Below are 25,488 nucleotides of genomic sequence, written 5' to 3'. Positions count from 1 at the left end.
TATTTCAGTAGCGACATAAATAGACCTTAAGTACTGTGTTCGGTTTCTATTTTGTTAAAATACGTTTGTCACAACCTCTTTTTTAAAAGCTCTTTTTTTGAACAATTGTTGCTATGCAACCAAAATTCATAGTGAAAACAGTGTTTTTCACGATAAGGGTACGATTTTATGAAGAAAAGATGCCACTAGACTTAATACAGTGCTGATTGATGCAGGTAACTAAAAGCAACAAAGTCTGCGAAAACAGCTTTTTTAAAAGTTTATATAACTTCGTTTCCAATAATTTTATTCTTTGTTTCTATAAGTTTTGGTGCTTTAACAAGTTTTACTAAAATCATTGCAATTACACAAATAAAGCCTGAGATTAAAAATGCCTGAGTAAACGGAATAACCTTTATTATGAAGGGTCCTGCAAAAGCTGATATTCCATAGGCTTGGTAAATAAAGCCATAGTTTGAACCGATGTTTTTTGTTCCGTAATAATCTGCTGTTACTGAAGGGAAGAGGGCAAGAAATCCCCCAAAGCAAAAACCAACTAATGAAACAGAAAGTAAAAAAAGTGGATAATTCATCATTCCTGTACTCATATAGAACATGATGAAAGCTGTTAAAGCATAAATTATCATAAGGGTGTTTTTACGACCAAATAGATCAGAAACCTTCCCTAAGATAATTCTTCCAGCTGCATTAAATAAAGCAATCACCATAACAGCGTTAGCAGCTTTTTCTACATCAAGGTGTACCAGTTCAACTCCAATGTCAACAGCAAAACTAATAACGAGTAGACCAGAGATACTTCCAAATAAAAAGACCATCCAAAGTACATAAAATTGCGAAGTTTTTAACATTTGTATTGGTGAAAATTGTGCTGTATTTAATCCTTTGGCTGTAAATGCTTGTTCACCCACAGGAGGATTTTTTAACAACTGTGCCCCAGCAACAACTAAGATCATATAAATGATACCTAGATAGAAAAATGCAGAAGAAACACCGAATTCGGTAATGAAATAGCTTATGATCGGTTTATAGATTAATCCACCTAAACCAAACCCAGCAACCGCAACTCCACTAATAAAGCCTCGTTTTTCTGGAAACCACTTTACGCATGCAGATAATGGACTTACATAAGTCATTCCTATACCAATTCCTCCAACTACTCCGTAAAAGACATATAATTGAAACAATGTTGATGCAGAACTTGATAAAATCAATCCAATTCCGAGTAAAAGTCCACCTATTGTTGCTACCCATTTTGGACCTATACGATCTTGCAATCTACCGGCAAAAATTGTCGTGAAAGCAAAAACAGCAATTGTAATGGAGAATGTGAATACAACATCCTCACGAATCCATCCATATTTATCGATTAGCGGCTGATTGAATAAGCTCCAAGCATATACTGCTCCTAAGTTAAGTTGAATTAAAACTGCGCCAAGTACAACAAACCATCTATTCATAATAAAACCTCCTTATGATTAATTAAACTTTTTTTCCAAATGTTCGATTTCACACAAAAAAAGACCAACGAAGATGGAGTGAAAACATCATCGTTGGTCTCTATACGTACTCACATTAAGTGTTTACTAAAGCAACCAATATATATTGTTAGTTTTATGTTCGAACGAAGTAATGAGAAATAACAATTTTCTTACGATTTCTCCAACCCTTGTCTAAAAAGACATTGGTAGAAGCTATCTAAATCATTAAATAACAGATCTCTTTTATTGAACTCTTATTATTATGTCATATTTTTATGAGGTGTCAATCATTAAATTTATAATCACTGATAAAAGGAGAATGTTAAGATTAATTAAGCCCCTTTTAGGAAAGATTGTTGCTAATTGACGTCTTTATCTGTTAGATCAAGTGTGTTATCGGAGAAAAAATGCCATTAGACTTTATACAGAATTCTTTCCATCAATATTATAAAAACAACAAAACTTACAAAACAGCCTTAATTAAAAATTCACATTAATAATATCCCATAGATGAAATCTGCAATAAAGGTTGTTTGAATCACTGATAATCATAAGAATTATAAAAAATCAACTCTTAATCCTTAGTGGAGGATAATGAAAAAATGAGCTACCTGGGTTTAAAATGCAACTCTTCATAGTTTCAGAAGCCACTTCGTAAGCTGTGTGGTGTGGCTGGTGGGATTCCAATTGACTCTTTTCTAACAAAAGTCTCATATTCAATTCAATCAACAAAGTGGTGAACATCAACATTAAGCTTAAATATCGCCAAAATTCAAAAAACTATTTTCAATGAAAATTAGAAATGAAATTTTTGGATATCATTGAAAAGGTAACAAAATTTGACTATAATCGACTAAAAGAAACAAAAATTTTTAATTTTAAAGAATGCAAAAGTTGTGAAACGCATTTCTTATTGTAATATATAAAACCTTCAAGAATACTCGTTAGACAGGAGAAAGAATAAGATGCGTTTAGTTAGATTAAATCAATGTCAATCTGGCATTAAACTAGGTCAGTCCATTTATAGCGAAAACGGTAAAATTCTCTTATCAAAGGGAACAGAACTGACGAACAGTTTTATTAAAAGACTTCAAAATTTAAATATCTACACAGTATACATAGAAGATAAAGACTCAGAAGGAATTGATATTGTTGAATCGATTCCAGCAAAATTACTGAATGAGGCAACGAATGGAATCACAGAGGGTTTGAATACAATTGTAGAAGTAAATACGATAAAACCGAGTCTTCAAGGAATGATCAAAACAGAAAAAGCCGTAGTAAATTTTCAAAAGATTTTTAAGGAAATTCTTACATGTTTAACTGATAATCCGACAGTTCTTAATTTGTTAGCCACAACAAAAATTCACGAAAATCATGTTTATACACACAGTCTAAATGTAACGATTTATGCCTGCCAACTTGCCATTGAAAATGGTTTACCACAAAAGCAAATTGAAGAGATAGGTTTAGGTGCATTATTGCATGATCTCGGGAAGATTTTTGTTTCTCCAGAAGTTCTAAATAAACCAGGAAGACTAACTCGTGATGAATTTGAAGAAATGAAATCACATTCTGAATTAGGTTTTGATATTTTAAGAAAAGTTCATGATGTGCCTTTAGTTGTTGCACACTGTGCTCTTCAGCATCATGAACGTTTAGATGGGGCAGGGTATCCGCGAGGACTTACTGAGGACAAAATACATCCTTATGCGAAAATATTAAGTGTTGCCGATGTATTTGATGCTGTGACAAGTCATAGGGTATATCGTCCAGCCATGCTCCCACATCAAGGCATGGAATTATTATATTCAGGTAGTGGCACACAATTTGATTTACAACAATTGAAAATGTTTAAAAATTGTATTGCTATTTATCCTCAAGGCTTAACGGTTAAATTAAATGATGGTAGAGTAGGAATTGTTACAAAATACAATTTTCATTCTGTTGGAAGACCTGAAATACGGATTATAAATGATGAAGAAGGTCAAAAGGTAACACCATATGAAATAGATTTATCTCAAAAAGGAAATTTAACATTGGAAATTGTCGAAGCTGATGCCTTGTTACAATAAAAATAAATGACAGGGAAACGTTTGTTCGACTGCTAACTTCCCTAGATTTAATTATTTTTAAAAAACTAAAAGTAGATTTTTATACTTAGTGGATTAGGTGAATAAATGGGACTTCAAAGGCGAAGTGTGTCAAAGGAAGCTCTGGTACTGTCCTAGGAAAATTGGTTGCTGTTAGTTAGGTTTTTAATAATTTCCTTCGAAGAAGCGAAAGCCTGTATCGTAGATCAATAACAGAATCTATTTTTTTAAAAGTATTCTATTTTAAATGACTACTTCATAAGCTTATTTATTAGGAGTAACAAGCTTGTTTTTAAGAAAACCGAAATCTTTTTAGCAAATTATAGCAACTTGGGTTATGATAATAGGTAGTACACTACTATGAAAATAAGGGGACTGACTCTTTTATGCTTGCAAAAATTAAAAAAGTAAAACTGAACAAAGAAGGTAAAAACCCGAATTATAAGGTTTTACTTGAGTGTCCTGAAGGTAAAGAATTATATATTCATTTTGATTATACTTATGCTACTGCAAAGTATTGGCCTTTAGAAGTGAACTACAATGGCAAGAATCAAGGAGCAAAGCTTGCTTGGTATTCAAGTAAGATTGAAAAGTTAACAGTCGCAGGTTTTCTTGAAGGTATTGCTGAAAAGATTAACAAAAAGTATGAATTTGAACTAAAGAGATAATATAGAAGAAGCTCCTATTTCGGGAGTTTTTTTGTTCCAAATTAAGACGATGTCTATTTTTTAAGCAATGTTGAAGTTTAGCTGAAGCACATATAACTTCGGGTTCATAAGCCTTTAGGAATTAACGGTAAAAACCTCATTCTATACCTATTCAAATTAGTCTTAGTGCATGGAGTCTATCCAATGTGGTAAGGCTTTTTTATTAACGAATTTTTTGTTCTTATAAGAAGGAGCTCTTGTCGCTGATTATTTTACCCTTTAAAGAACTATTTTGATATAGTGGGAAAATTTTGTTTCATATTAGCTCTATTTTGGGTATAGATGTTTAATAAATGAAAGTAGCAATACATTGAATTTTTAAGCTTTGTTAGTTTCATCTTCTTAAAGATATGAGCATAAAATAAAAATTGGTAAAAAATAAACATTATATGGATAATTATGTTAAAATTAAGGTGTGTTTAAAAATCGTTTAAATTACTTATTGTTGTTTAATTGAATTTAGTAAAAAATAAAGCGGGGTTATGATAATGAACGTTGTCTTTCGATATATCATTTTTGGCTTGCTTTCAATTTTTGCTATTTTAATGATAAGCAAGGGCACCGAATTATGGCTTGTTGCTGCAAATGTTAATGGAGATGGGATAGGAATTCAATTTTTGGGATTAGAAATAAATGACCAAGTTTCTGCAAAAGAGATATCTCGTTATGCTATTGGCTTTTTTATTGCAAGTTTAGTTGCTATTGTGGGAGGTTTTTTCGTAATAGCTAGATCGTCTGTCAAAACAAATGAAAGATCTGTTAATTAAGAATTAGAAGCTTGTTAGGTGCTCACTAATCTATGACAAAATCAATTGTTGGGTAAGGAGTCTCTTATGAAAGTGAATTCCAATAGGAGAAGATTACAAGAAAAATATAAAGAAAAAGTAGATTTGAAAAAGAACAAGAGAAAATACACATTAGAAGCAATCATTGTTCTTTTAGTTTTCATCATATTTGTGTTTCTTGATAATAAACATGGGATTACTTCTACATATGATCCGACGATAAACAAAGTTGATATCACAGAAAATCAATGGATGTCAGTTATACCTACAATGGATGAAAAATTGAAAGTCAATCATCCGGAATATAAAACAATATCAATTGATTTTAACCCAAAACCAATAAAATATTATCTGAACACATCGATGCAGAAATCTAACATTGAGACCGAGTACAAATTAAATGAACTCATTCTTGAAAGTAATGAAATAATTACTTTATACCAACTTCCATATTTACTTAAGGAAAATGAAACTTATGAAATTATTGTTAGAGGAAAAAACAAAGAAGTACTTAAGAGGGAATCTTTTAGTGGGATATAAGTTTTTTCTGTGAAATTGAAACGACAAGCTATAATTACTGAAGAGATGATTTATAGAAACACAATATAGTTTGTAATAATACAATAGATTTTTCAAAGACGAGGAAATATAATGAACCTTGCAACACATTTATTTCCTAGGCAAGCGCATAAACTGACAGATTCATACATAATATACGACAAAATAAAATATTCAATTATATTACATTTTTAATAATGATACAAAGATACAGCTTTAGTTGATAAAGTAAAGGTTTTGGTTGTTTATTTTTAAAATATCAAATTGTTGATTTTTCGACACAAATTGATAAAAGCTTTATGTGCTACTACAAATAACAATCTAAATAATCCAATATAATTGAAAATTCTATAAAATAAACTTGATGTTAAAGGGAAATATGATAGAATATAAGTAAATCTAAAGACTATATGTAACTGGCGAAACGCGGATTACCGTGAGGGAGCATATAGTGTCGTAGCCGTTCGCCTGGGCAGAGGTAAGGGAAATTTCTCCCTTACCTTTTTCTGTTTATTAGAAGGATGATATTTAAGTTGAAATTACGCTAAGATTCCATTATTCTAATAAAATACAAATATTCATAAAATTAAAAACATATATGAAAAGAGGAGAATCATTATGAGTACAATTCTTTTAGACAAAGTAAAAACAATTAAAACCCTTAATAACATTGCAGAAGTAGGGTTAAACGTGTTCAACAAAGATAACTTTACAATAGACAATGAAAGTGAAAATCCAGATGCAATTGTTTTACGTAGCTTTAACATGCACTCTATGGAATTTTCAAATCGGTTAAAAGCTATTGCGCGTGCTGGTGCAGGTGTAAATAATATTCCAGTAGAAAAATGTACTGAACAAGGAATTGTTGTTTTTAATACTCCTGGAGCTAATGCAAATGCTGTAAAAGAAATGGTTCTTACAACATTAATGGCTTCTTCTCGTAATCTATTTGCTGGTGTAGCTTGGACGAAATCACTAGAAGGTGAAGGAGACCAAATTCCAAAGCTCGTTGAAGCTGGTAAGAAGCAATTCGTAGGAAAAGAGATTAAAGGAAAAACGCTTGGAGTAATCGGCTTAGGTGCGATCGGTGCACTTGTTGCCAATGATGCACTTGAATTAGATATGGATGTAATTGGTTTTGATCCTTTTATCTCTGTTGATACCGCTTGGAGCTTATCTCGTAAAGTACAACGAGCGATGTCTCTTGAACAATTATTTGCTAATTCTGATTATATTACTGTGCACGTACCATTAACACCTGAGACAAAAGGGTTATTCAATGAAGAAACATTCGGTATTATGAAAGATGACGTTCATATTCTAAATTTCTCTCGTGGAGAGCTTGTGAATGAAACAGATATGGAAGTTGCTCTTGAAAATGGAAAAGTAGGAAAGTACATTACAGATTTCCCTAATGAAAATGTGTTGAAAATGAAGAATGTTGTACCGATTCCACATCTTGGGGCGTCTACCAAAGAATCTGAAGAAAACTGTGCAATCATGGCAGCTCGTCAGGTAAAGGATTTCTTAGAAACAGGAAACATTAAAAACTCAGTCAATTTCCCAAATGCTTCACTTCCTTTCACAGGTAAGCGTCGTGTCGCAACTTTCCACAAAAACGTTCCAAATATGGTTGGTCAAATCACTCAAGCAATTTCAAGCTACAACTTGAACATTGCTGACATGGTCAACAGAAGTCGTGGAGAATATGCGTACACAATGATTGACATTGATAGTAAAGTTAACGGAGATATCATTCCTCAATTAGAAGACCAAATTAAGCAAATTGATGGAATTGTAACAACTCGTTTAATTTAATAAGTCTCTTTTCTGAAAGGCATTAATAATAAAATTGATTTGAAAAAGGTTGCTATTTATACAATAGCAACCTTTTTGTGTACATTTTTTTGAAATTTATCGTTGTGCATATAAGAGAAGAAATTGTAAATTGAACACCGTAGCAATCTTTTACAACCCAGATCGACTAATAGTAACTGGATTTTGAGTAAATCAGCAGCAATTGAACTGGGAATTTAACATATTCCTCCGATGAAAATGAATTTCTGTGATGGAATTATTGAAAATGAACTATTAATAAAGTGTTAATTTTAAGAAGAATTTATTAAAGTTACATATAATAGAGCTATGACTTCTAATTGAAAGTAGTGATTTGTTATCTGTTTAATCAATTTTGCTTATAAAATCGATTCACGATTTGATTTAGTTGTTGCAGCAAATCGAGATGAATTTTACAAAAGAGGAACTGCTCAAGCGAGTTTTTGGGAAGATGCACCAGAGGTTTTGGCAGGTAGAGATTTAGAGAAAATGGGGACATGGATGGGTGTGACGAAAAATGGTCGTTTTGCAGCACTAACTAATTATCGGGATCCGAATGAAAAAACAGAAAATAAAAAGTCTCGTGGAGAATTAGTGAGTGATTTTTTGACTGAGGATACTCTCCCGAAAAGCTACTTGGAAAATATCCAAAAGACCCGAAATGAATATCCTGGATTTAATTTAATTTTAGGTGATATAAATGGTCTTTACTATTATTCAAATGTAGAAAATGAAATTACTTTGCTTCAGCCAGGAATTTATGGTGTAAGTAACCATTTATTAAATACTAATTGGCCTAAAGTTCAAAAAGGCAGAATAGGACTTGAAACATGTTTGAAAAGTCAAAGTGACAATCTAAAGGAATGTCTATTTTCAAGTTTAGAAGACGCTGATCCTGCTAGTGATGAAGAATTACCTCATACTGGTGTTTCTCTAGATTGGGAGAGAAGGCTTTCATCTCTATTTATCCAATCTGAAGAATATGGGACAAGATCTTCGACTGTGTTGTTCATGAACAAAGAAAAAGTAGAATTTGTAGAACGCACGTTTAATAGGAAAGATTTTCTGGAGAAAGAGTTCATATAATTCGTTGATTAGGTAAAATAGATACTCCTAGTAACTTTCAAGCATATTAATTTGTTTTCAGTGTGTAAATTGTTACGATATAAACGAAACTTGATGATGAAAGGAAAAATATAAATGCCAAATATAAAAATTCCCGTTTCTGTTTTGAATCTGGCTCCTATAAGAGAATGTCAGGGAACAAAAGAAGCAATTGAGTCAATGGTTGATCTTGCAAAAGCTACAGAAAATATGGGCTACAATCGATATTGGATTGCAGAGCATCATAATACGAAAACACTTGTTAGTTCTGCAACATCGATTTTAATCAAACATACATTAGAACATACTGAAAAAATTCGTGTAGGCTCTGGTGGTATTATGCTTCCAAATCATTCACCATTAGTAGTAGCTGAACAATTTGGAACAATGAGTGCAATTTACCCAGATCGGTTAGATTTAGGTCTTGGACGAGCACCTGGTACTGATATGAATACCGCAAATGCATTAAGACGTTCTCAAAATGATTCGGTTTATACGTTTCCAGATGATGTAAAACAATTACTTACTTATTTTGGACCGGAAGAAAATCAAGATTATGTGAAAGCTTATCCTGGTGTGAATGCAAATATTCCAATTTATATCCTCGGATCTTCAACAGATTCTGCTTATTTAGCAGCTAAGTTGGGTTTACCATATGTATTTGCTTCTCATTTTGCACCAAGATTTATGGAAGAAGCGATTTCAATTTATAAAAGTCGGTTCCAAGCTTCTCAATATTTGAATAAACCATATATGATGGTTTGTGTGAACTTAATTGCTGGGGAAACGGATGAAGAAGCAAATAGGGAAGCAACAACAATGCAACAATTTTTCTTAAATGTTGTTCGTGGCACATCAAATCCTTTGCGTCCTCCTGTGGATAGTATGGAAGGCATTTGGTCACCATCCGAAAAAGAAATGGCAAAATCAATGACAAGTGTATCACTACAAGGAAGTAAAGAAACGATTCGAAAGCAGTTAACAAGCTTCCAAGAAAAATATAATGTTGATGAAATCATGGCCGTTTCCTATATGTATGATGAAGAAAAACAAAAGCGCTCTTATGAGATTTTAAAAGAAGTAACAGAGGGGGAATAAGTAGATAAATCGAAAAAGCAAACCTTTTGAAAGGTTTGCTTCTTTAGTTGGGTCTGATCCCTATTTGAACGATCTTAGTGAACGTCAATGATAATAAAACATTGATCATCACTTTGATGTTGAAGGTTTTTTTCATTATTTAGGGTATGAATAATCAGTTCTTTTAATCTTGTGCTTGGTAATACATTGTTAACAACTAATAAAGGTTTTAGGTGATTAAATCCAAGTGGATCTGTCACACCGTCAGTATAAAGGAGTAATCTGTCACCTTTAGTGTATGTAAATGATTTAGCCTTGAACGTGGTATGTTCAAATGATCCAAGTGGAGGGGAAGTTGTTTCTAATTCATGCTGACTTCCATCTTGTTTTTGTAATAATGCAGGAGGGTGTCCTGCGTTGATAAATTCAATAATTTGTGAAGCGGTATCAATCAATAGGTAAATAGCTGTGCAATAATGTCTTGTCTCTTCATTATTATGAAACAAGCGGTGAAGATAATTATCTAATTCTTTCATAACCATTTCAGTACTATTTCCGTTAGATATTAAACGCTGAAATAATGAGTGAAGTGACATGGTAATCAAAGCTGAAGAAACACCATGACCCATCACATCAAGAATAATGATTCCATATCGATCCTGATCAATTCGATAGAAGCCGTACATATCTCCAGATAATTCACTAGATGCTTTGTAATATGACTCAATTTGTATATGTTCATGTTCAATCGAATCGGCTAATGAAGTTTCTTGGATTTTTCGTGCAAGCTCAAGCTTTTCAATTGTATCAACTTTATACTGATGATTTTGTTTATTTAGTTCAATCAATTCCTCTTGTTTTATTTTTAAATGATCAAGCGCAATTTTTAATTCGGCATTTGCCTTGTTTTTTTCTATTAATGCAGCTTCTGCTTCTATTTTGGCTGTCAGTAATTCATTTTCGTACTCACTTCTTTTTTTTATAGGAATTAATGCAAGGTCAAAAAGAGTTTGATTATCTGTTTTTCTTAATTTAGCATTCATAATCACGGGAATTTCATCGTTGGAAAACGACTTTAACATGATATACATTTCTTCAACTTGATGATTCACCTGTATTAGAGGTATAAAATAAAACTGATAAAAAAGTTTAGTTGGAACAGTTAAAATTTGGTTTATATGTTTCTTAGCTAATTGTTCTTCATCAAAGTTGAGTAGATCGAGTAACGTTTTATTAATTGATAAAATTATGCCATCCTCTGATAAACTCAAATATCCAAATGGGGCATAATTTAATTGATTCTCCATTAAAACGTTCACCTCATGTCCTATTGTCTACATGTATGTAAAACTTTTTTTAAATATTCTTTCATTAGCTTAACTGTTTCTTCTGGATGACTTAGATGTGGACAATGTAATGTTGCGTCCATGATATTTAGTGTGCTATTTGGTAAATGCTCTGATAAATAGATTCCAACTCCCTCTGGAGCAATAATATCCTCAGTGCATTGTAAAATAAGTGAAGGAACAGTAACTTGTTTTAAATCTTTACGATGATCTGCATAAAAAGTTACCTTGGCAAATTGTTTAGAGATTACTGGATCGATTGAACAAAAATTATTTTGAAGCTGCTGTTTTAATTCTGGTTGATCGGGGTGCCCAACAGCTATTGATGCAAAGCTACTAGCCCAATTTTTATAATTTTTTTCCATCATATCCAGTAAACCTTCTATATCTTCTTTCTCGAAACCACCATAATAATTAGGTGGGTCATTTAAGTAACAAGGAGATGGACCAATCATAATTAAGTGAGAAAATAAGCTAGGTTCTCTTAATGAAGCTAACATTCCAATCATACTACTAACAGAATGACCGACAAAAATGGTATCCTTTAAATTTAATGCATGATAGATATCAAGAACATCTTGTGCATACCCATCAAGAGTTCCGTAACGATCTGAATTGTATGCTTCTTTATCTGATTTTCCTGATCCAACGTAATCAAATAAAATAAGTCGATATTCATCCTTGAAATGATTTGTAACTAAATTCCAAACATTTTGATCACACCCAAAACCATGGGCAAAACATATCGTTTTCGGACCGTTGCCTATTATTTTTACATTATTGCGTGTAACTATATCTAGGTTCATAACAGAATCCTCTCTGTATAAAGGTAGATGAAAATTTTTCTAATATAAATATAATAGCATTGATAAACTGATTTTTGTTAAGGTTTCTTTTCGTGATTTTTTTGAACAGCTTGTTTGAAATAGGGATAATGTTGTTACAAAAGACTCTATAATGGTAGAAAAAAATTTTTTCATTTAAAATGTAAAGTAGTACATATTACACAAGTAATTGTTGATATAAAATAAACTTGTAAGGAGAAATGTAGAGTGGAAATAGGGATAAGCACGTTTGTTGAAACAACTCCAGATCCCAAAACTGGTGAGGTTATAAGTCATGCACAAAGGATTCGGGAGGTTGTTGAGGAAATTGTACTAGCTGACCAAGTAGGTTTAGATGTGTTTGGAGTAGGTGAACATCATCGTGAGGATTTTGCTGCATCAAACCCTGCGATTATTCTTGCAGCAGCAGCATCTCAAACAAATAGAATTCGATTAACAAGTGCAGTAACAGTTCTTTCTTCAGCAGATCCAGTTCGTGTATTTCAGGATTTTGCTACAGTTGATGGTCTTTCAAATGGCCGTGCTGAAATTATGGCAGGAAGAGGATCTTTTGTCGAATCTTTCCCATTGTTTGGTTATGATTTAAAAGATTATGACGAGCTTTTTGAAGAAAAACTTGAATTATTGTTAAAAATACGGAATTCGGAGATTGTTAATTGGAAAGGTGGTCATCGACCAGCCATCAAAAATCGTGGTGTATATCCTCGTCCAGTTCAAGACCCTTTACCAGTTTGGATTGGCAGTGGAGGTAATTCTGAGTCAGTTATACGTGCTGGAATTCTTGGATTACCATTAGTATTAGCAATCATTGGTGGACAACCAACGCAATTTGCTCCACTTGTGCAACTTTATAAAAAAGCCTTAGCACATGCTGGACATGATGTGGAGAAATTCCCTGTTGCTTCACATTCACATGGCTTTATCTCAGAAAACACTGATATTGCTGCAGATAAGTTCTTTCCATCCACACAGTATGTGATGAATAAATTAGGCAAAGAGCGAGGCTGGGGCCCATATACAAGAGAAAGCTTTGATGCTGCTCGTAGTTTTGATGGTGCTTTATATGTAGGTGATTCAGAAACAGTAGCTGAAAAGATCATTCATTTGCGAAAAAATGTTGGAATTACAAGATTTATGCTACATGTGCCTGTTGGATCTATGCCACATGAAGATGTGATGAAAGCAATTGAATTACTTGGTAAAGAGGTTGCGCCTAAAGTGAGAGAAGAAGTGGAAAAATGGGAAAACAGAAAAGGCTGAGTTTAAGACTTTTTTCTTTCTTATTACTAGTTATAGTAATGGAATGAACAAAGCCAAATAAAAAGACTAACGGAAAGTAGAATTCATGTCTATTTTAAGTTAGTCTTTTAGTGTTGTTTAACATATATTTGATGTTTTGTTGAACGATCTAAGTGTTGTAATAATTCATGTGATACAATACTTGGTTGATCAATCATTGAATAGTGGTTTGCGTTTGGGATTAGTTTAAAAATGGAGAAGTTGTTCTAGAGTATTTTAATATATTTTGCTTGTCTGTATATATTCACTATTGCCCTTCGTTATCATTCTTTCCTAAATATTAGAGTCAACTAAAATAGTCCAATAAGTAAGCTAGTTGGATAAAAATTGATCGAAAAATAAATACTACATAAGAAAAGCTTTCAGTAATGGAGGTGGAAAAATGAATCAACTTACAACAAAGGAGTTAGCTTTTATAGAAGATGAAATAAGAGCTGAAGCAATTACAGCGAAAACAATAAATTGGTGTGCATCATTATGTGAAGATCAACAATTAAAGCAGCAACTTGAGCAAATAGCCGAAAGTCATCAGTTGAAAATAGCAGACCTATCACAATACTTCAACAGATCTGAACATATTCAGTAAGGAGGTTTTGAAAAATTGCCGAATAATATTGAAGGACGAGGGTTAACAGATCGTGAAATGGTTCAGCTTTGTTTAGAATTAGAAAAAGGAAGATGTCGAGGGATTTCTAACACGATGCTAGAAACAAGTCACAAAGAACTTAGAGAAATTTATGGTGAAATGCAGGATAATGCAAATCGAAATCAGTATGAAATTTATGATATTCTACAAGCAAAAGGCTGGTATAAAACAGAGTTAGCAAGTGCAGATCAAATTAAACAAGTCCAGGAATATATGCAAAATAACTTACATCCAGATAATCATTTTTAATAAAGGCTCTTTTCTGAACGATTGTTGCTATGTACCCGAAAATGTAGAGTGTTTCCCCCATAAAAGGGTACTATTTTATTAAGAAAAGAAGTCACTAGACAATACAATGCTGATTGGTATGGTTATTTAAAAGCACAAAGTTTGTGAAAACAGCATTAATAAATTCATAAAGAAAAGAGGCTAAAACATGACAGAACAGCAACAAAGTCCCTCTACAAGACAATTTCAGGATGATTTAGAGCAATATAAAATGCCAGAGGCTTTAAAACAAGCACCAAAAGTAACATATAATGTAGGGTATGAAGCAACAACTGGAAATAGCACATCTCCAAATCATGATATAGATAAAAAAAACTAAAGAGGTTTCTGTAAAATAAACACCGATTATCCGTTCGGTGTTTTCTTTATTTAGTGAGCTATGTTAAAAGCTGAGTGTTGATTTTTAGCACTTTGGTGTTTGGAGTTGAATATATCCAAGGAAAAATTCATAGGAAAGCGAATGCTTTTATCGGAAATTAACAATAAAGTTTAACAGAGATTTTAGTAAGACAGAAGTCAGAGTAAGGATTTATATTTTTCTTATTTAATCAAGTCTTCAGGAAGAATTTATTAAAAAAAGACTCAGTTTTTCACTAAGTCTTTATTCTAGTATTACCCCTGTTTTATATTCTGCCATAAAGCTGTCTACTGTTTCTTCTAGAGCTAAGGTGCTAGCAGGTGGTACTTGAACAATCACTTCGTTTCGATTATTTACTGCTTTAACATGCACATCTTGGTAACGATTAATGTCTAACTGTACGCGCAAATCTTCAGCAATTTCCTTAGCTTTATATTTATCACTTACTAAATATCTATAATTTCTCATAAGTATATCCTCCATTTATTAATGAACAGTATCATTTACTTTATCGATATATATTGAACCATCTTTTTGTAGTTCAGCTATAAACACATCTGACAAAGATGTAATTCCTAATGATTGTAGTTGTGAATTCAACCATACTTCATTCAAATTCAATTTTGATAAATTTTCATTAATTATTTTTCCATCTGAAATAATTGTGGTAGACATTGGATACATTTGTTGAGATATAGATTTAAAGTTAAAATCGCCTTTTGTTATATTTTGGTTAGCTTCTTTTTTCATAACAGAAAGCTTTCCGTCAAATTCCATAATTGCATAGTCAACCTCTTTTAATGAGAAAACATTTTTCTTTCTTAGTAAGGACTGTAGCTCATCAGTATCCATTCTTAGTTTGCGCAGCTTATTCTCCATAATTTGACCATCTTTAATGACGATTATTGGTTCACCTTCTAATAGTAAACGAGCCTTTTTAGATTTGATATCTAAAAATCCAAGGGCAATTGTAACAAGGCCCCAACCAATTATTGCTAAAATCCCATTCTGGATACTTAAGCTTGAACTAACAGCAAGATTTGCTGCTAGTGAACCTAATGCGATAGCTGAAACAAAATTAAAAAAAGTCATTTGACTTATATCTTTTCGACCGACAATTCTAGTGACAATTAATATAGTTAGAAATGCAATTAGAACCCGTACACCTAATTCTAATGTTGTCATAAACAAACCTCCTAACCACTATTTTGTGTAAAAGTTATTGAAATAACCGACAAATACACAAATTCTTAACAAGAAGCATAAAATAGATGAAAAACGAAGGTGAAATAGATATGATCCCAACTTTATTATTACCAATTTTAGAACCTTATGGTGATCCTTGCACAATGTTTAATCCTAAAGCACACCATTTACGAAAAGTTGAATTTTTTAATTGGGTTGAAGAAACGAAGAGGAAGTATCACATATACCAAGCTGTGCCACTCCGGATCACAAGTAATTTGGTAACGGAAGGTTCCAGTATAATCGAAGGTTTTCAAGAAGATACAACAAGTTTTGTACCAAGTAGCCCTGTTACTTCATCTGGAAGTTCAGAATAAGAAGAAAACGAGAGATGTTAAAAACATTACCCTAGGTATTTTGAGAGGTGAACTTTTTTAACATCTCTATTTCTAAAGGTTACATAAAAGATTAAAAAGTTGGAAAGATATCGATGAGAACACTTAATAGTACTTTTAGGTAAAAAAAAAGGAGTTGATATAAAATGGCAAAAAATAAGAACGAAAATGTAAATTCAACAGATCTAGCTGGTCGCACTTATGAAGTAAGAGATTATAAAGCAGAAGACACACTTTCATCAGGTTTAGCAACAAGTCATGAACAAGTATCTGATGCCTATATGGAAGGTGAAATTAAAGCAGTTATTGATCATGTAGATGGTAAAGTTATCACAATTGAAAGAAAAGGCTTTGACAAAGAAGCAGAATAAATGGGTTTTCCGTTGTTTTAAAAGATGGCTCTGTTAAACTTTGTTGTTGATTTCCGTTACAGGCATTCGCTTTCCGCGGGCGGTCCGGGAGCCTCCTCGGCGCTAGCGCCTGTGGGGTCTCCCTTTGACACGCTTCTCCCGCAGGAGTCTCATATATTCACCTCCAATCAACAAAGTGTTAAAAATCAACATTAAGCTTTAACATAGCCTAAAAGATAGAAGAATCTCATTTACTGATCTTTGTTTGTTGAACGCATTAATCAAATTAACAGACTAAATCCTCAAGTGATTTGGTCTGTTTTTCATGTTTATAGCTATGAGACAGAGTTAAATATAATAGTTCACCTTGTATAGAAGAAAAAAGGAGAATTTTCTCTACAATTTCAGACTGCAAACTATGTTAATTGCTTTTCTCAACATTTTCAAAAATTAGATATGTGCTGTACTACCTTAGCTTATTCATCTGTCATAATTTTCTATTAAGTTTTCCCTTCACTTGATATAATTAAATAAAGATTATTCACAATCTACGTGATGTTTTAACATATATCTTTTTAGGATGGTAGGCATTTTTTGAAAAAGATTAATATTTACATAGAGAGAAGGATTTACTGTGACAAGAAACATTTTAATTGTTGATGATCAGCCTGAAATTGCGGAATTACTAAAGCTGTATTTAGAAAAAGAAGGTTTTCAAATTGTAGAAGCATATGATGGAAGTCAAGCGATAGAAATACTACATAAACAACAAATAGATTTACTTTTAGTTGATCTTATGATGCCGATCATTGATGGTTATCAACTCATTAAAAAAGTAAGAGAAACCCTAGAATTACCAATCATTATTATTTCTGCAAAAAATGAAGATTATGATAAAATTCTTGGACTAGGTTTGGGAGCAGATGATTTCGTACAAAAACCGTTTAATCCCCTAGAAGTAGTTGCGAGAGTTCAAGCGCTGTTACGGAGAAGTTATAATTATAAAAATCAAAAAACAAATGAAAATGATGTCTCGATATCTCGAAAAAAAATGGTGGGTGAATTAATACTTGATGAAGATACATTTTCAATCATACGAAATAATGATGTGATTGCCTTAACAAAAATCGAATTTAATATCCTTGAATTATTAATGGATAAACCTGGGAGAGTTTTCACTAAGCAACAAATTTTTGAAGCTGCATGGAATGACTATTATATCGGTGGAGAAGAAGACAACACAATCAATGTACACATTTCTAAAATAAGAGAAAAAATAGAAGAAAACCCCAAGAATCCTAAATACATCAAAACAATTAGAGGATTAGGTTATAAAGTTGAAAGAAATTAGTCAAATATAAGATGTAATTAAGTTTCATTTAAGATTAAGAGATTATTATGAAGTACATATGGTGCAGAAGCGCCAATTTTAATACTAGGGAAGAGATGAACTTGAGAACACTTTTATATAAGGTTTTTCCAAAGAAAGAAGGATATTTGCCGTATCTTTATTTGATTAATATTTGTTTTCCACTTTATTTCCTACTACAAGAAACAACAGCTAAGCTTTTAGTGGGACTTTTGATGTTGGGACTTTTTATTTTGATCTATAGGGAAACTTATTGGCGCAAAGATTACATCATCTTTTTGATTATGGCTGAATTTGTTATTACTTTAATTTTTGCTTATTTTTATCATCCAATGTATTTATATATGGTCTTTGTGTTTGTTTACCAAGCAGTTCAGTTGCCAATAAAATGGTTGTATATGTTAAGCGCTGGCTTTGGGGTTATCAGTGTATATTTGATCTTTATCACCGTTTATCCTGATCAGCTTTATTTAGTGTATATGTTATTACCAACTGTATTTGGTGGATGTATTCTACCATTTATGATAAAAGCTTCATTAAATTATAAAAACCTAAGTGAAGATTTAAAGCGTCTTGCAGATGAACTACAACAAAAAAACAAGGAAATGACATTGCTTGAAGAAAGTAAAAAAAGAATGCTAGCAGATTTGTCACATGATCTAAGAACTCCGATGACAACCATTCAAGGATATTCTAGAGCACTTTATGAAGATCTTATTGATAATGAAGAACAAACGAAAAAATACTTAAAATATATTTATGATAAATCAATTAGAGTAACAACACTTATTGATGAACTGTTTATGTTTTCTAAATTAGATAATCCAGATTTTAAGATGTATAAAGAAAAACTCGATATATGTGAGTTTTTTAGAGAAATCATTGTCGAGTATTATGATGTATTTGCAGAAAAGGAAATGGAACTTGAAATTAAGATTCCTTCAACAAAGATTTTTTATCAATTCGATCAGAAGCTTCTTTATAGAGCAATATCGAATATTTTAGAAAATACATTAAAATATAATCCGGAACAAACGATTGTATATATTAGTTTAAATCAATCACAACAATCAACCTTGATTGAAATTGGTGATAATGGAATAGGTATAAATGATGAGGTTGCTAAAACATTATTTGATCCATTTACTAGAGGAGATAAAAACAGGCTGAATGATGGGGGATCAGGACTAGGGTTAACAATCTCAAAGAAAATTATTGAAAATCACAATGGAAAATTGATTTTAGAGACAAAACCTAGTAGAGGTAAGACAAATTTTAAAATCGTTTTACCTAATGTCGTTTCTTAAAAAAGATTAGTACATTTTTTTAGGTTGTTCATATATTGTATAGAAATTAGTAAATGAAAAGATATAAAACCATTTTATGTGAACTTTTGCTTAGACAATGACTATGTTAATGATCGCTGTTGATTATTAGAACTTATGTAGTTGGAAAAAGTCTGCAGAGTGTTTTTTATTTATTCGCTGTAAGTGAATCTTGATATAAAAATAGACTTCGAGCTTGCAACCTTGAAGGCTTTTTTACGTATTTTTTATTTCATTGATCGTTTGAATGAAAAGAAGGGAGTTATTCTTTAGTTAAATGTAACATATATTAATCTGAAGTACATTTTTACTAATCTAACGACAATCTTGAAAAAATTTGTAGACTAATCATTGTATGATTTCATCTTCCTAGAATTCTAAAATAAAAGTGATAAACAAGTTATGGTATGAAGTTATATTTCTATGCGAATAAATTTTTCCTTTGAAACTTATCCTGTAAACATTTTTGTTGGATTTTGTTAATAAAATTCTTTTAGAGGTGATGAAAATGCCAAGAGTAAAATACACCGATAGTGACGTTGACTTAATGGCAAGAATGATGAGGGCAGAAGCAGAAGGTGAAGGGAAACTAGGAATGCTTATGGTTGGTAATGTAATTGTCAATCGTCGAAAAGCAAATTGTTTAGATTTTAAAGATTTAAGATCAATACGACAAGTCATTTACCAAAGGCAAGGTGGGAATTATTCTTTTGAAGCCGTACAAAAAGGAAATGTTTTTTATAATAGAGCAAGAGGTGTAGAAAAAAAATTAGCCAAACAAACGTTAGATTATTGGCGAGAACATCCTTCCAAGTTTGCTCTTTGGTATTTTAATCCGTACGCTGAATGTCCGCCTACATGGTATAATCAACCATTAACAGGTCAATATAAACAACATTGTTATTATGAACCAATAGCTAACACATGCGAAGGTGCTTATTTATGGTAGGTAAAAACGTAAGCTTCTTGATCAGCTTCTGTCTATAGGATGATATGGAGTGTGTAAACTTTCTTAATTGACATGATGAAGAAATGGTGATTGATTTTTACTAAGAAGACTGGGTAACTGGTTTTTAATTGAGAAGTTCATAAAGTAATTGCTAAAAAAAGAAACGAAGTACATTTATATCCATATTTGATTTGCTAAATAACCTCCCACAATTTGTGGGGGGTTATTTTTAGCATTAATCAAGTCTATATCAAGCTCAAAATGGAACGAAATTTTGGTGTAAATCAAATTTTACCTTAACTTAACATCATAATCGTAACTTATTTTTGTCATGACTATTTCATAGGAGTGTTGTGTATGCAGAGGGGAAATATTTTTAAAAAGCGGTTTTGACATGTAACTCCTATTTCTTAATGGCTCTTTTCTGAACAATTGTTGCTTTGTGAAAAATTTGAGTGAAAACAGTGTTTTCCTACTATTAGGGTACAATTTTATGAAGAAAAGATGCCGCTAGACTTAATACAGTGATTGCTTCCGGTATTTAAAAGCAAAAAAGTTAGTGAAAACAGCATTCTTAATAGTTAAATATGCTTAAGTTAAGATTTAATTAAGATTGTGATTGTAAGATAAATGTACATAAAGGTCGCGATGGTAAAATTCAATTGTGAAATTGGTACTGTTTAATGTTACCTTGTAACAAAGTAATTTTAGCCTAAGCAAAAACACCATATAAAACAAATGGTAGATAGGAGTTTTATTGATGAAAACCGTCATTGAAGTTGAAAATATCGTTAAGAATTATGGAAAAGTTACTGCTGTTGATGGAATATCCTTAACTGTAAATAAAGGAGAAGTGCTTGGCATTATTGGTGCAAATGGTGCGGGCAAGTCAACAACTTTAGAAATGATGATGGGTCTAAAAAAACCAGATTCAGGATCGGTGACAGTTCTTGGTAAGAATATGAATCACTCATCACAAGAAATTAAACAAAAGATAGGAATTCAATTGCAACAAACAGCTCTATATGATCGGATTAAGGTTAAAGAGGCATTAGATTTATTTTCCTCTTATTATGATAAAAAAAGAGATCGAAAGGAAATTATTGAAACACTTGGTCTTGAGCCTTATTTAAATAAATATGTAAAAAATCTATCAGGAGGCTGGCAGCAACGTACATCACTAGCACTAGCATTAGTAAATGATCCAGATATTATTTTTCTAGATGAACCAACAACTGGTCTTGATCCACAGGCACGTCTTGAATTATGGGGTTGTTTAAATAAATATCGTTCTGAAGGGAAAACCCTGATCCTCTCAACTCATTATATGGATGAAGCTCAAAGACATTGTGACAGAATTGCGATTATCAAAAAAGGTAAGCTTGTTGCATGCGATGTTCCTAAAAATTTAATTCGCTCTCTTAATGATGGAGAAGGATCAATGGAAGATGTTTATTTGCAATTTGCAGTCAGTTGATAAAAAGGAGGCCTAACATATGCAATCAATTTTAGTTCACACAAAAATGGAATTAACGTTGTTTTTCCGTGAAACAATTGCCGTACTATTTACGTTTATTGTTCCAGCTGTAAGCTTTATTGTTTTAGCATTAATGTTTCAGAGCAATACTTATGATGGGTTAGATTATTTTCAAGCATATATTCCTAGTATGATCGCGATTATTATTTTTACAACAGCATTTTTTTCAATGGGTCTACAAATTGTTATTGATCGTGAAAAAGGGGTTTATAAGCGATTAAAAGGAACACCATTGAATCAGAAGGCTATTTTTACCGCAACAATTGTGAAAGGTTTTTTTGCGATTTATGTGGGGTGCATTGAAATTTTACTTATTTCAAAATTTGGTTTTGGTTCAAATTTAACAGCACATCCTTTTGAATTTTTTTTAGCGCTATCATTTTGTTCCATTACATTTTTCGCTATTGGGTTTATTGTTTCAAGTTTAGCGAAGCGCATGCAAACAGCATTAGGAATAGCTCTAATTGCGATGTATCCCATGATGTTTTTATCAGGAGCCACACTTCCAGTAGAAGCTCTACCAGAAGTACTGCAAAAATTGACAACATTCATACCTCTCACCTATGTTGTCAATATTTTAAGAGATGGCTGGAACGGAACCCTTTTTACTTCAGGTGCAATAGTAGATTTCTCAGTACTAGCGGGAATACTTGTTGTTGCTACGGTTATAGGGACAAAGTTTTTTCGTTGGTCGGATTGAGTGTAAGCGGAGAAGATAAGTGTTGTGAATAAGGTTGATTAATATGCAAAGATAGATATATAGATGGTGGTAGATGAGCCTTTTTAAAAGTCACTGAATTCAACAGCGATGATCTGCTCCCTATACTTATGAATAAGAAGATCTTTAGATCAAAATTGGAAAAGCTAGATACAATATAATCTAGCTTTCTCTGATTTGGTTTAACTTGTTAATTCTCTATGTTGCTTAACTTCTTGATAATGTTCCTTAATCATCATTCCACCGATGATGCCAATGATCGAGAATAAAATTGGTATGATAAAACCAAAGCTGTATCCAGTATTACTTGCACTCAATTGAAAATGATCTAAGACTCTTCCAAATGCACTCGGTAACAAAACTGCACTTAAAAATCCGCCCATATTCGCAAATCCTGAAACAACCCCAACTTCTTTCACATCAAATGACTGACGAACAACAGCAAATGTCAATGCACTAGCTCCGTTTCCATAGCCAATAAAAAAGAAGAGAACGAGTAGCATAAAAAATGGTGGCTTTCCTCCTAATAATAAAAAGGTAGACCAACTTAAAAAAACGAGCATATGAACAACAATATATGGACGTTTTATAGATTCAAACTTTGCAGAAAGCCAACTTGTTAAAGATGCTCCGATAAGTGCACCAAAAAGACCAACCATCACTAGCTGGCTTGCACCAGAACGAGTCATCACATACACATGCATTCCATATGGAACAGCCCACGAACCGATGAATCCAACATAAGTACCAACAAGCCCAAAATGACATAGAAAGGTAGCCCATGCTTGACGGCTAGAAAAAATCCGATGTAATATCGAAAATATTTTTTCGCGTTTAGGCTCTATTTTTTTAGCGGAATTATTTCTATGAGGTTCAAGTAATAGCTTTTTCTTTGGAATTTTCACAAGCACAAAGAAAAGCAGCAAACTAGTTAAGCATAAAATAAGGCCAACTGTGAAAAATAGCGCTCTCCAACCAAATAATCCAATCCAAGTGGAAAAAGGAACAGTCGCCATTAAAAAACCAAGACTTCCAGTCATGCCAGCGAGTCCAAGTAATTTAAGAAATTCACCAGCTTTAAACCATTGACTTAAGATAAGGACCAAGTTAATCCATATCGTCGCATCTCCAATACCAACTAATGACCTAGCTGCAATTAACAAAACTTCACTTGATGCAACACTATAAATAATCGTTCCAATTCCATTAAGTAATGTCCCAATTATAAGAAAAAAGTTAGGACCAAAACGATCAGATAAAATCCCGATCGGAATTTGTAACCCAGCATAAGCTAAAAACTGAATACTTGTCAAAAGACCTATTGTAGAAGCTGTCACATTAAAATCCTTCATAAGTTGATCTGTAATTAATCCAGGAGCTGTCCGCTGACTTACAATTAAAAAATAAGTAAACAACACCACCGTAAAAACAATCCATCTGTAACTACTATTCTGTTTTTCCATTTACACATGCTCCTAATCCTTAATTAACCTTCCACTATTATACTCTAACACTTTCAAATAATGAGATGAACTTTGGGGAATTCTTACATGCGTTCGTCCTTTAAAAGGCTGGGGTAAGTCCATAGTGAGTGTTAAAAGAAGATAATAATAGCTACATACGTTAAGATGAAGATAACATCAAAAGTGTTTAACGTGACGAAGGAGGTAGACAATGAAAAAATTATCATTAGTAATTGGACTTGTATTCCTACTAGGTCTCGGGGCATTTGTAGGACCGAAAGTATATGAAAGTTTGACTCAGAAATCGGTAGGCAGTGAAGCCGTTCAAACGAATGAAGTGAATCAAAATCATGAGCTAGCAACGTTTGCAGGAGGTTGTTTTTGGTGTATGGAGCCGCCTTTTGAGAAGCTAGACGGGGTTTATTCAGTTATTTCTGGTTATACAGGTGGAGAGGAAGTAAATCCCACGTATGATGAGGTGTCAACAAAGCAAACAAGTCATGTTGAAGCTGTTCAAATTGAATATGATCCTGATGTCATTTCATACGAACAATTGTTAGAGGTTTTTTGGCGACAAATTGATCCAACCGACGCTGGAGGTCAATTTGTTGATAGAGGCCCACAATACGTTAGTGAAATTTTCTACCATAATAATGAACAAAAAAATATCGCTGAAAAATCAAAGCAAAAGTTAGCAGAATCTGGTCGTTTTGATGAAAAAATTGTAACAGTAATTGTACCCGCTAAAACCTTTTACAAAGCAGAAGAATACCACCAGGATTATTATAAGAAAAATGAGCTTCGCTATAAATATTATCGAAATAACTCAGGAAGAGATAATTTTCTCGACAAAGCATGGGGAAAAGACAGGAAGTATACACCTAAAACGAACTCACAATATCCAAGTTTCACAGATGAAGAACTCAAAGAGAAGTTAACGGATATACAATATCGTGTTACCCAAGAAGATGATACGGAAAAGGCGTTTGATAATGAATATTGGGATAATAAAAAAGAAGGTATCTATGTTGATATCGTTTCAGGTGAACCACTATTTAGTTCTAAAGATAAATATGAAAGTGGTACAGGATGGCCTAGTTTTACAAAACCTTTAGTAAAAGAAAATATCGTAGAGCTAGAGGATCATACATTATTTACAAAAAGAATAGAAGTAAGAAGCAAACATGCTGATTCTCATTTAGGTCATGTATTTAATGATGGACCACAGCCTACAGGACTTCGTTATTGTCTGAATTCTGCGTCATTAAGGTTTATTCCAAAAGATGAATTAGAACAGCAAGGATATGGAGAATTTCTTGATGAGTTTGTTGATTAAGAGTTATTTTGCTATGAATCTAGGAAGATAGGAAGAATACCACCAACTTTTATTCAATGTTTGTTATTTTGATTGGGAAAAGCAAAAGATGAGGGACATATCGGTGTTAGAAGAGTGCGGAAATGTCCGTCATAAGGGTAATGAAGGACATAGCAGTGTTAGAAGATCGCGGAAATGTCCGTCATAAGGGTGATGAGGGACATAACAGTGTTAGAAGATCGCGGAAATGTCCGTCATAAGGGTGATCAAGGACATAACAGTCTCAAAAGATCGCGGAAATGTCCGTCATAAGGTAAATGAATATGAAAACCTATTGCAGCAAAGATTTATGTTCATCTCAACTATTTTTTGTGATCGCTCTTATTAGGTTTCATCAATAACATGTTAAGGGTATATAAATTCGGCAAAGCAATACTTTTATAAAATCTAACACTCTAATTC

The 25,488-nt window shown here is 32.6% G+C and carries 25 protein-coding genes and 1 riboswitch; of the genes, 19 read left to right on the top strand and 6 right to left on the bottom strand.

Annotation, left to right across the window (positions count from 1 at the left end):
• Positions 1-260 precede the first annotated feature (260 nt).
• On the bottom strand, positions 261-1,457 hold the full coding sequence (locus LC076_RS04040; RefSeq protein ID WP_226666378.1) for an OFA family MFS transporter: 1,197 nt from the start codon (positions 1,455-1,457) through the stop codon (positions 261-263).
• 986 nt (positions 1,458-2,443) lie between these two features.
• Between LC076_RS04040 and LC076_RS04035 the strand changes: the two genes are divergently transcribed.
• The 7 genes from LC076_RS04035 (at position 2,444) to LC076_RS04005 (ending at position 9,659) form a co-directional block, all read left to right on the top strand.
• Positions 2,444-3,553, top strand: coding sequence for an HD-GYP domain-containing protein (locus tag LC076_RS04035; RefSeq protein WP_226666377.1), 1,110 nt, complete (start codon positions 2,444-2,446; stop codon positions 3,551-3,553).
• A gap of 404 nt (positions 3,554-3,957) precedes the next feature.
• Complete coding sequence (locus LC076_RS04030; protein ID WP_226666376.1) at positions 3,958-4,239, top strand: hypothetical protein; 282 nt, start codon at positions 3,958-3,960, stop codon at positions 4,237-4,239.
• A gap of 527 nt (positions 4,240-4,766) precedes the next feature.
• Complete coding sequence (locus LC076_RS04025) at positions 4,767-5,045, top strand: hypothetical protein (protein ID WP_226666375.1); 279 nt, start codon at positions 4,767-4,769, stop codon at positions 5,043-5,045.
• 66 nt (positions 5,046-5,111) lie between these two features.
• The gene (locus tag LC076_RS04020; RefSeq protein ID WP_226666374.1) at positions 5,112-5,603 is read left to right on the top strand and encodes a hypothetical protein; all 492 of its coding nucleotides are present in this window, start codon (positions 5,112-5,114) and stop codon (positions 5,601-5,603) included.
• Between the two features lie 420 nt (positions 5,604-6,023).
• A riboswitch (ZMP/ZTP riboswitch) is annotated at positions 6,024-6,102 on the top strand.
• A 137-nt stretch (positions 6,103-6,239) separates the two neighbouring features.
• On the top strand, positions 6,240-7,439 hold the full coding sequence (locus LC076_RS04015) for a phosphoglycerate dehydrogenase (protein WP_226666373.1): 1,200 nt from the start codon (positions 6,240-6,242) through the stop codon (positions 7,437-7,439).
• A gap of 357 nt (positions 7,440-7,796) precedes the next feature.
• Positions 7,797-8,543: an NRDE family protein gene (locus LC076_RS04010; RefSeq protein ID WP_226666984.1), complete on the top strand. Its 747-nt coding sequence runs from the start codon at positions 7,797-7,799 to the stop codon at positions 8,541-8,543.
• 114 nt (positions 8,544-8,657) lie between these two features.
• Positions 8,658-9,659, top strand: coding sequence for an LLM class flavin-dependent oxidoreductase (locus tag LC076_RS04005; RefSeq protein ID WP_226666371.1), 1,002 nt, complete (start codon positions 8,658-8,660; stop codon positions 9,657-9,659).
• A 74-nt stretch (positions 9,660-9,733) separates the two neighbouring features.
• Here the strand turns inward: LC076_RS04005 and LC076_RS04000 are convergent, their stop codons facing one another.
• Positions 9,734-10,945: a SpoIIE family protein phosphatase gene (locus LC076_RS04000; protein WP_226666370.1), complete on the bottom strand. Its 1,212-nt coding sequence runs from the start codon at positions 10,943-10,945 to the stop codon at positions 9,734-9,736.
• A 20-nt stretch (positions 10,946-10,965) separates the two neighbouring features.
• Positions 10,966-11,790: an alpha/beta fold hydrolase gene (locus LC076_RS03995; protein ID WP_226666369.1), complete on the bottom strand. Its 825-nt coding sequence runs from the start codon at positions 11,788-11,790 to the stop codon at positions 10,966-10,968.
• A 246-nt stretch (positions 11,791-12,036) separates the two neighbouring features.
• Here LC076_RS03995 and LC076_RS03990 point away from each other — a divergent pair, with 246 nt between their 5' ends.
• The 4 genes from LC076_RS03990 (at position 12,037) to LC076_RS03975 (ending at position 14,381) form a co-directional block, all read left to right on the top strand.
• Complete coding sequence (locus LC076_RS03990; RefSeq protein ID WP_226666368.1) at positions 12,037-13,089, top strand: LLM class flavin-dependent oxidoreductase; 1,053 nt, start codon at positions 12,037-12,039, stop codon at positions 13,087-13,089.
• A gap of 421 nt (positions 13,090-13,510) precedes the next feature.
• Entirely contained in the window at positions 13,511-13,714 is a 204-nt protein-coding gene (locus LC076_RS03985; protein WP_226666367.1) for a hypothetical protein, read from the top strand.
• A 15-nt stretch (positions 13,715-13,729) separates the two neighbouring features.
• Positions 13,730-14,023, top strand: coding sequence for a spore coat protein (locus LC076_RS03980; protein ID WP_226666366.1), 294 nt, complete (start codon positions 13,730-13,732; stop codon positions 14,021-14,023).
• 187 nt (positions 14,024-14,210) lie between these two features.
• The gene (locus LC076_RS03975) at positions 14,211-14,381 is read left to right on the top strand and encodes a hypothetical protein (protein WP_226666365.1); all 171 of its coding nucleotides are present in this window, start codon (positions 14,211-14,213) and stop codon (positions 14,379-14,381) included.
• A gap of 282 nt (positions 14,382-14,663) precedes the next feature.
• On the opposite strand, the gene LC076_RS03970 is transcribed toward LC076_RS03975, so the two are convergent.
• Together LC076_RS03970 and LC076_RS03965 are read right to left on the bottom strand one after the other, a co-directional pair.
• Complete coding sequence (locus LC076_RS03970; RefSeq protein ID WP_226666364.1) at positions 14,664-14,888, bottom strand: hypothetical protein; 225 nt, start codon at positions 14,886-14,888, stop codon at positions 14,664-14,666.
• An 18-nt stretch (positions 14,889-14,906) separates the two neighbouring features.
• Entirely contained in the window at positions 14,907-15,605 is a 699-nt protein-coding gene (locus LC076_RS03965) for a DUF421 domain-containing protein (RefSeq protein WP_226666363.1), read from the bottom strand.
• Between the two features lie 110 nt (positions 15,606-15,715).
• On the opposite strand from LC076_RS03965, the gene LC076_RS03960 reads away from it, so the two are divergent.
• The 7 genes from LC076_RS03960 (at position 15,716) to LC076_RS03930 (ending at position 22,230) form a co-directional block, all read left to right on the top strand.
• On the top strand, positions 15,716-15,982 hold the full coding sequence (locus tag LC076_RS03960; RefSeq protein WP_226666361.1) for a hypothetical protein: 267 nt from the start codon (positions 15,716-15,718) through the stop codon (positions 15,980-15,982).
• Between the two features lie 164 nt (positions 15,983-16,146).
• Positions 16,147-16,371, top strand: a complete 225-nt coding sequence (locus LC076_RS03955; protein WP_226666360.1) for a YozQ family protein — start codon at positions 16,147-16,149, stop codon at positions 16,369-16,371.
• Positions 16,372-16,984: 613 nt separating this feature from the next.
• Complete coding sequence (locus LC076_RS03950) at positions 16,985-17,701, top strand: response regulator transcription factor (protein WP_226666358.1); 717 nt, start codon at positions 16,985-16,987, stop codon at positions 17,699-17,701.
• 101 nt (positions 17,702-17,802) lie between these two features.
• Positions 17,803-19,026, top strand: coding sequence for a sensor histidine kinase (locus LC076_RS03945; RefSeq protein ID WP_226666356.1), 1,224 nt, complete (start codon positions 17,803-17,805; stop codon positions 19,024-19,026).
• 526 nt (positions 19,027-19,552) lie between these two features.
• Positions 19,553-19,993, top strand: a complete 441-nt coding sequence (locus tag LC076_RS03940; RefSeq protein ID WP_226666354.1) for a cell wall hydrolase — start codon at positions 19,553-19,555, stop codon at positions 19,991-19,993.
• Positions 19,994-20,753: 760 nt separating this feature from the next.
• Positions 20,754-21,470: an ABC transporter ATP-binding protein gene (locus tag LC076_RS03935; RefSeq protein WP_226666353.1), complete on the top strand. Its 717-nt coding sequence runs from the start codon at positions 20,754-20,756 to the stop codon at positions 21,468-21,470.
• A 19-nt stretch (positions 21,471-21,489) separates the two neighbouring features.
• Positions 21,490-22,230, top strand: a complete 741-nt coding sequence (locus LC076_RS03930; protein ID WP_226666351.1) for an ABC transporter permease — start codon at positions 21,490-21,492, stop codon at positions 22,228-22,230.
• A 200-nt stretch (positions 22,231-22,430) separates the two neighbouring features.
• Here LC076_RS03930 and LC076_RS03925 read toward each other — a convergent pair whose 3' ends face one another.
• Positions 22,431-23,711, bottom strand: coding sequence for an MFS transporter (locus LC076_RS03925; protein ID WP_226666349.1), 1,281 nt, complete (start codon positions 23,709-23,711; stop codon positions 22,431-22,433).
• 211 nt (positions 23,712-23,922) lie between these two features.
• Between LC076_RS03925 and msrB the strand changes: the two genes are divergently transcribed.
• Positions 23,923-25,047: a peptide-methionine (R)-S-oxide reductase MsrB gene (msrB, locus tag LC076_RS03920; protein WP_226666348.1), complete on the top strand. Its 1,125-nt coding sequence runs from the start codon at positions 23,923-23,925 to the stop codon at positions 25,045-25,047.
• The last annotated feature ends 441 nt before the right edge of the window (positions 25,048-25,488 follow it).

Source organism: Metabacillus litoralis, from assembly GCF_020524045.1.
In the GTDB taxonomy this organism is placed as follows: Bacteria; Bacillota; Bacilli; order Bacillales; family Bacillaceae; genus Metabacillus; species Metabacillus litoralis_C.
The sequence above is the reverse complement of the archived record's forward strand: the minus strand, read 5'-3'. Positions and strand labels throughout refer to the sequence as shown.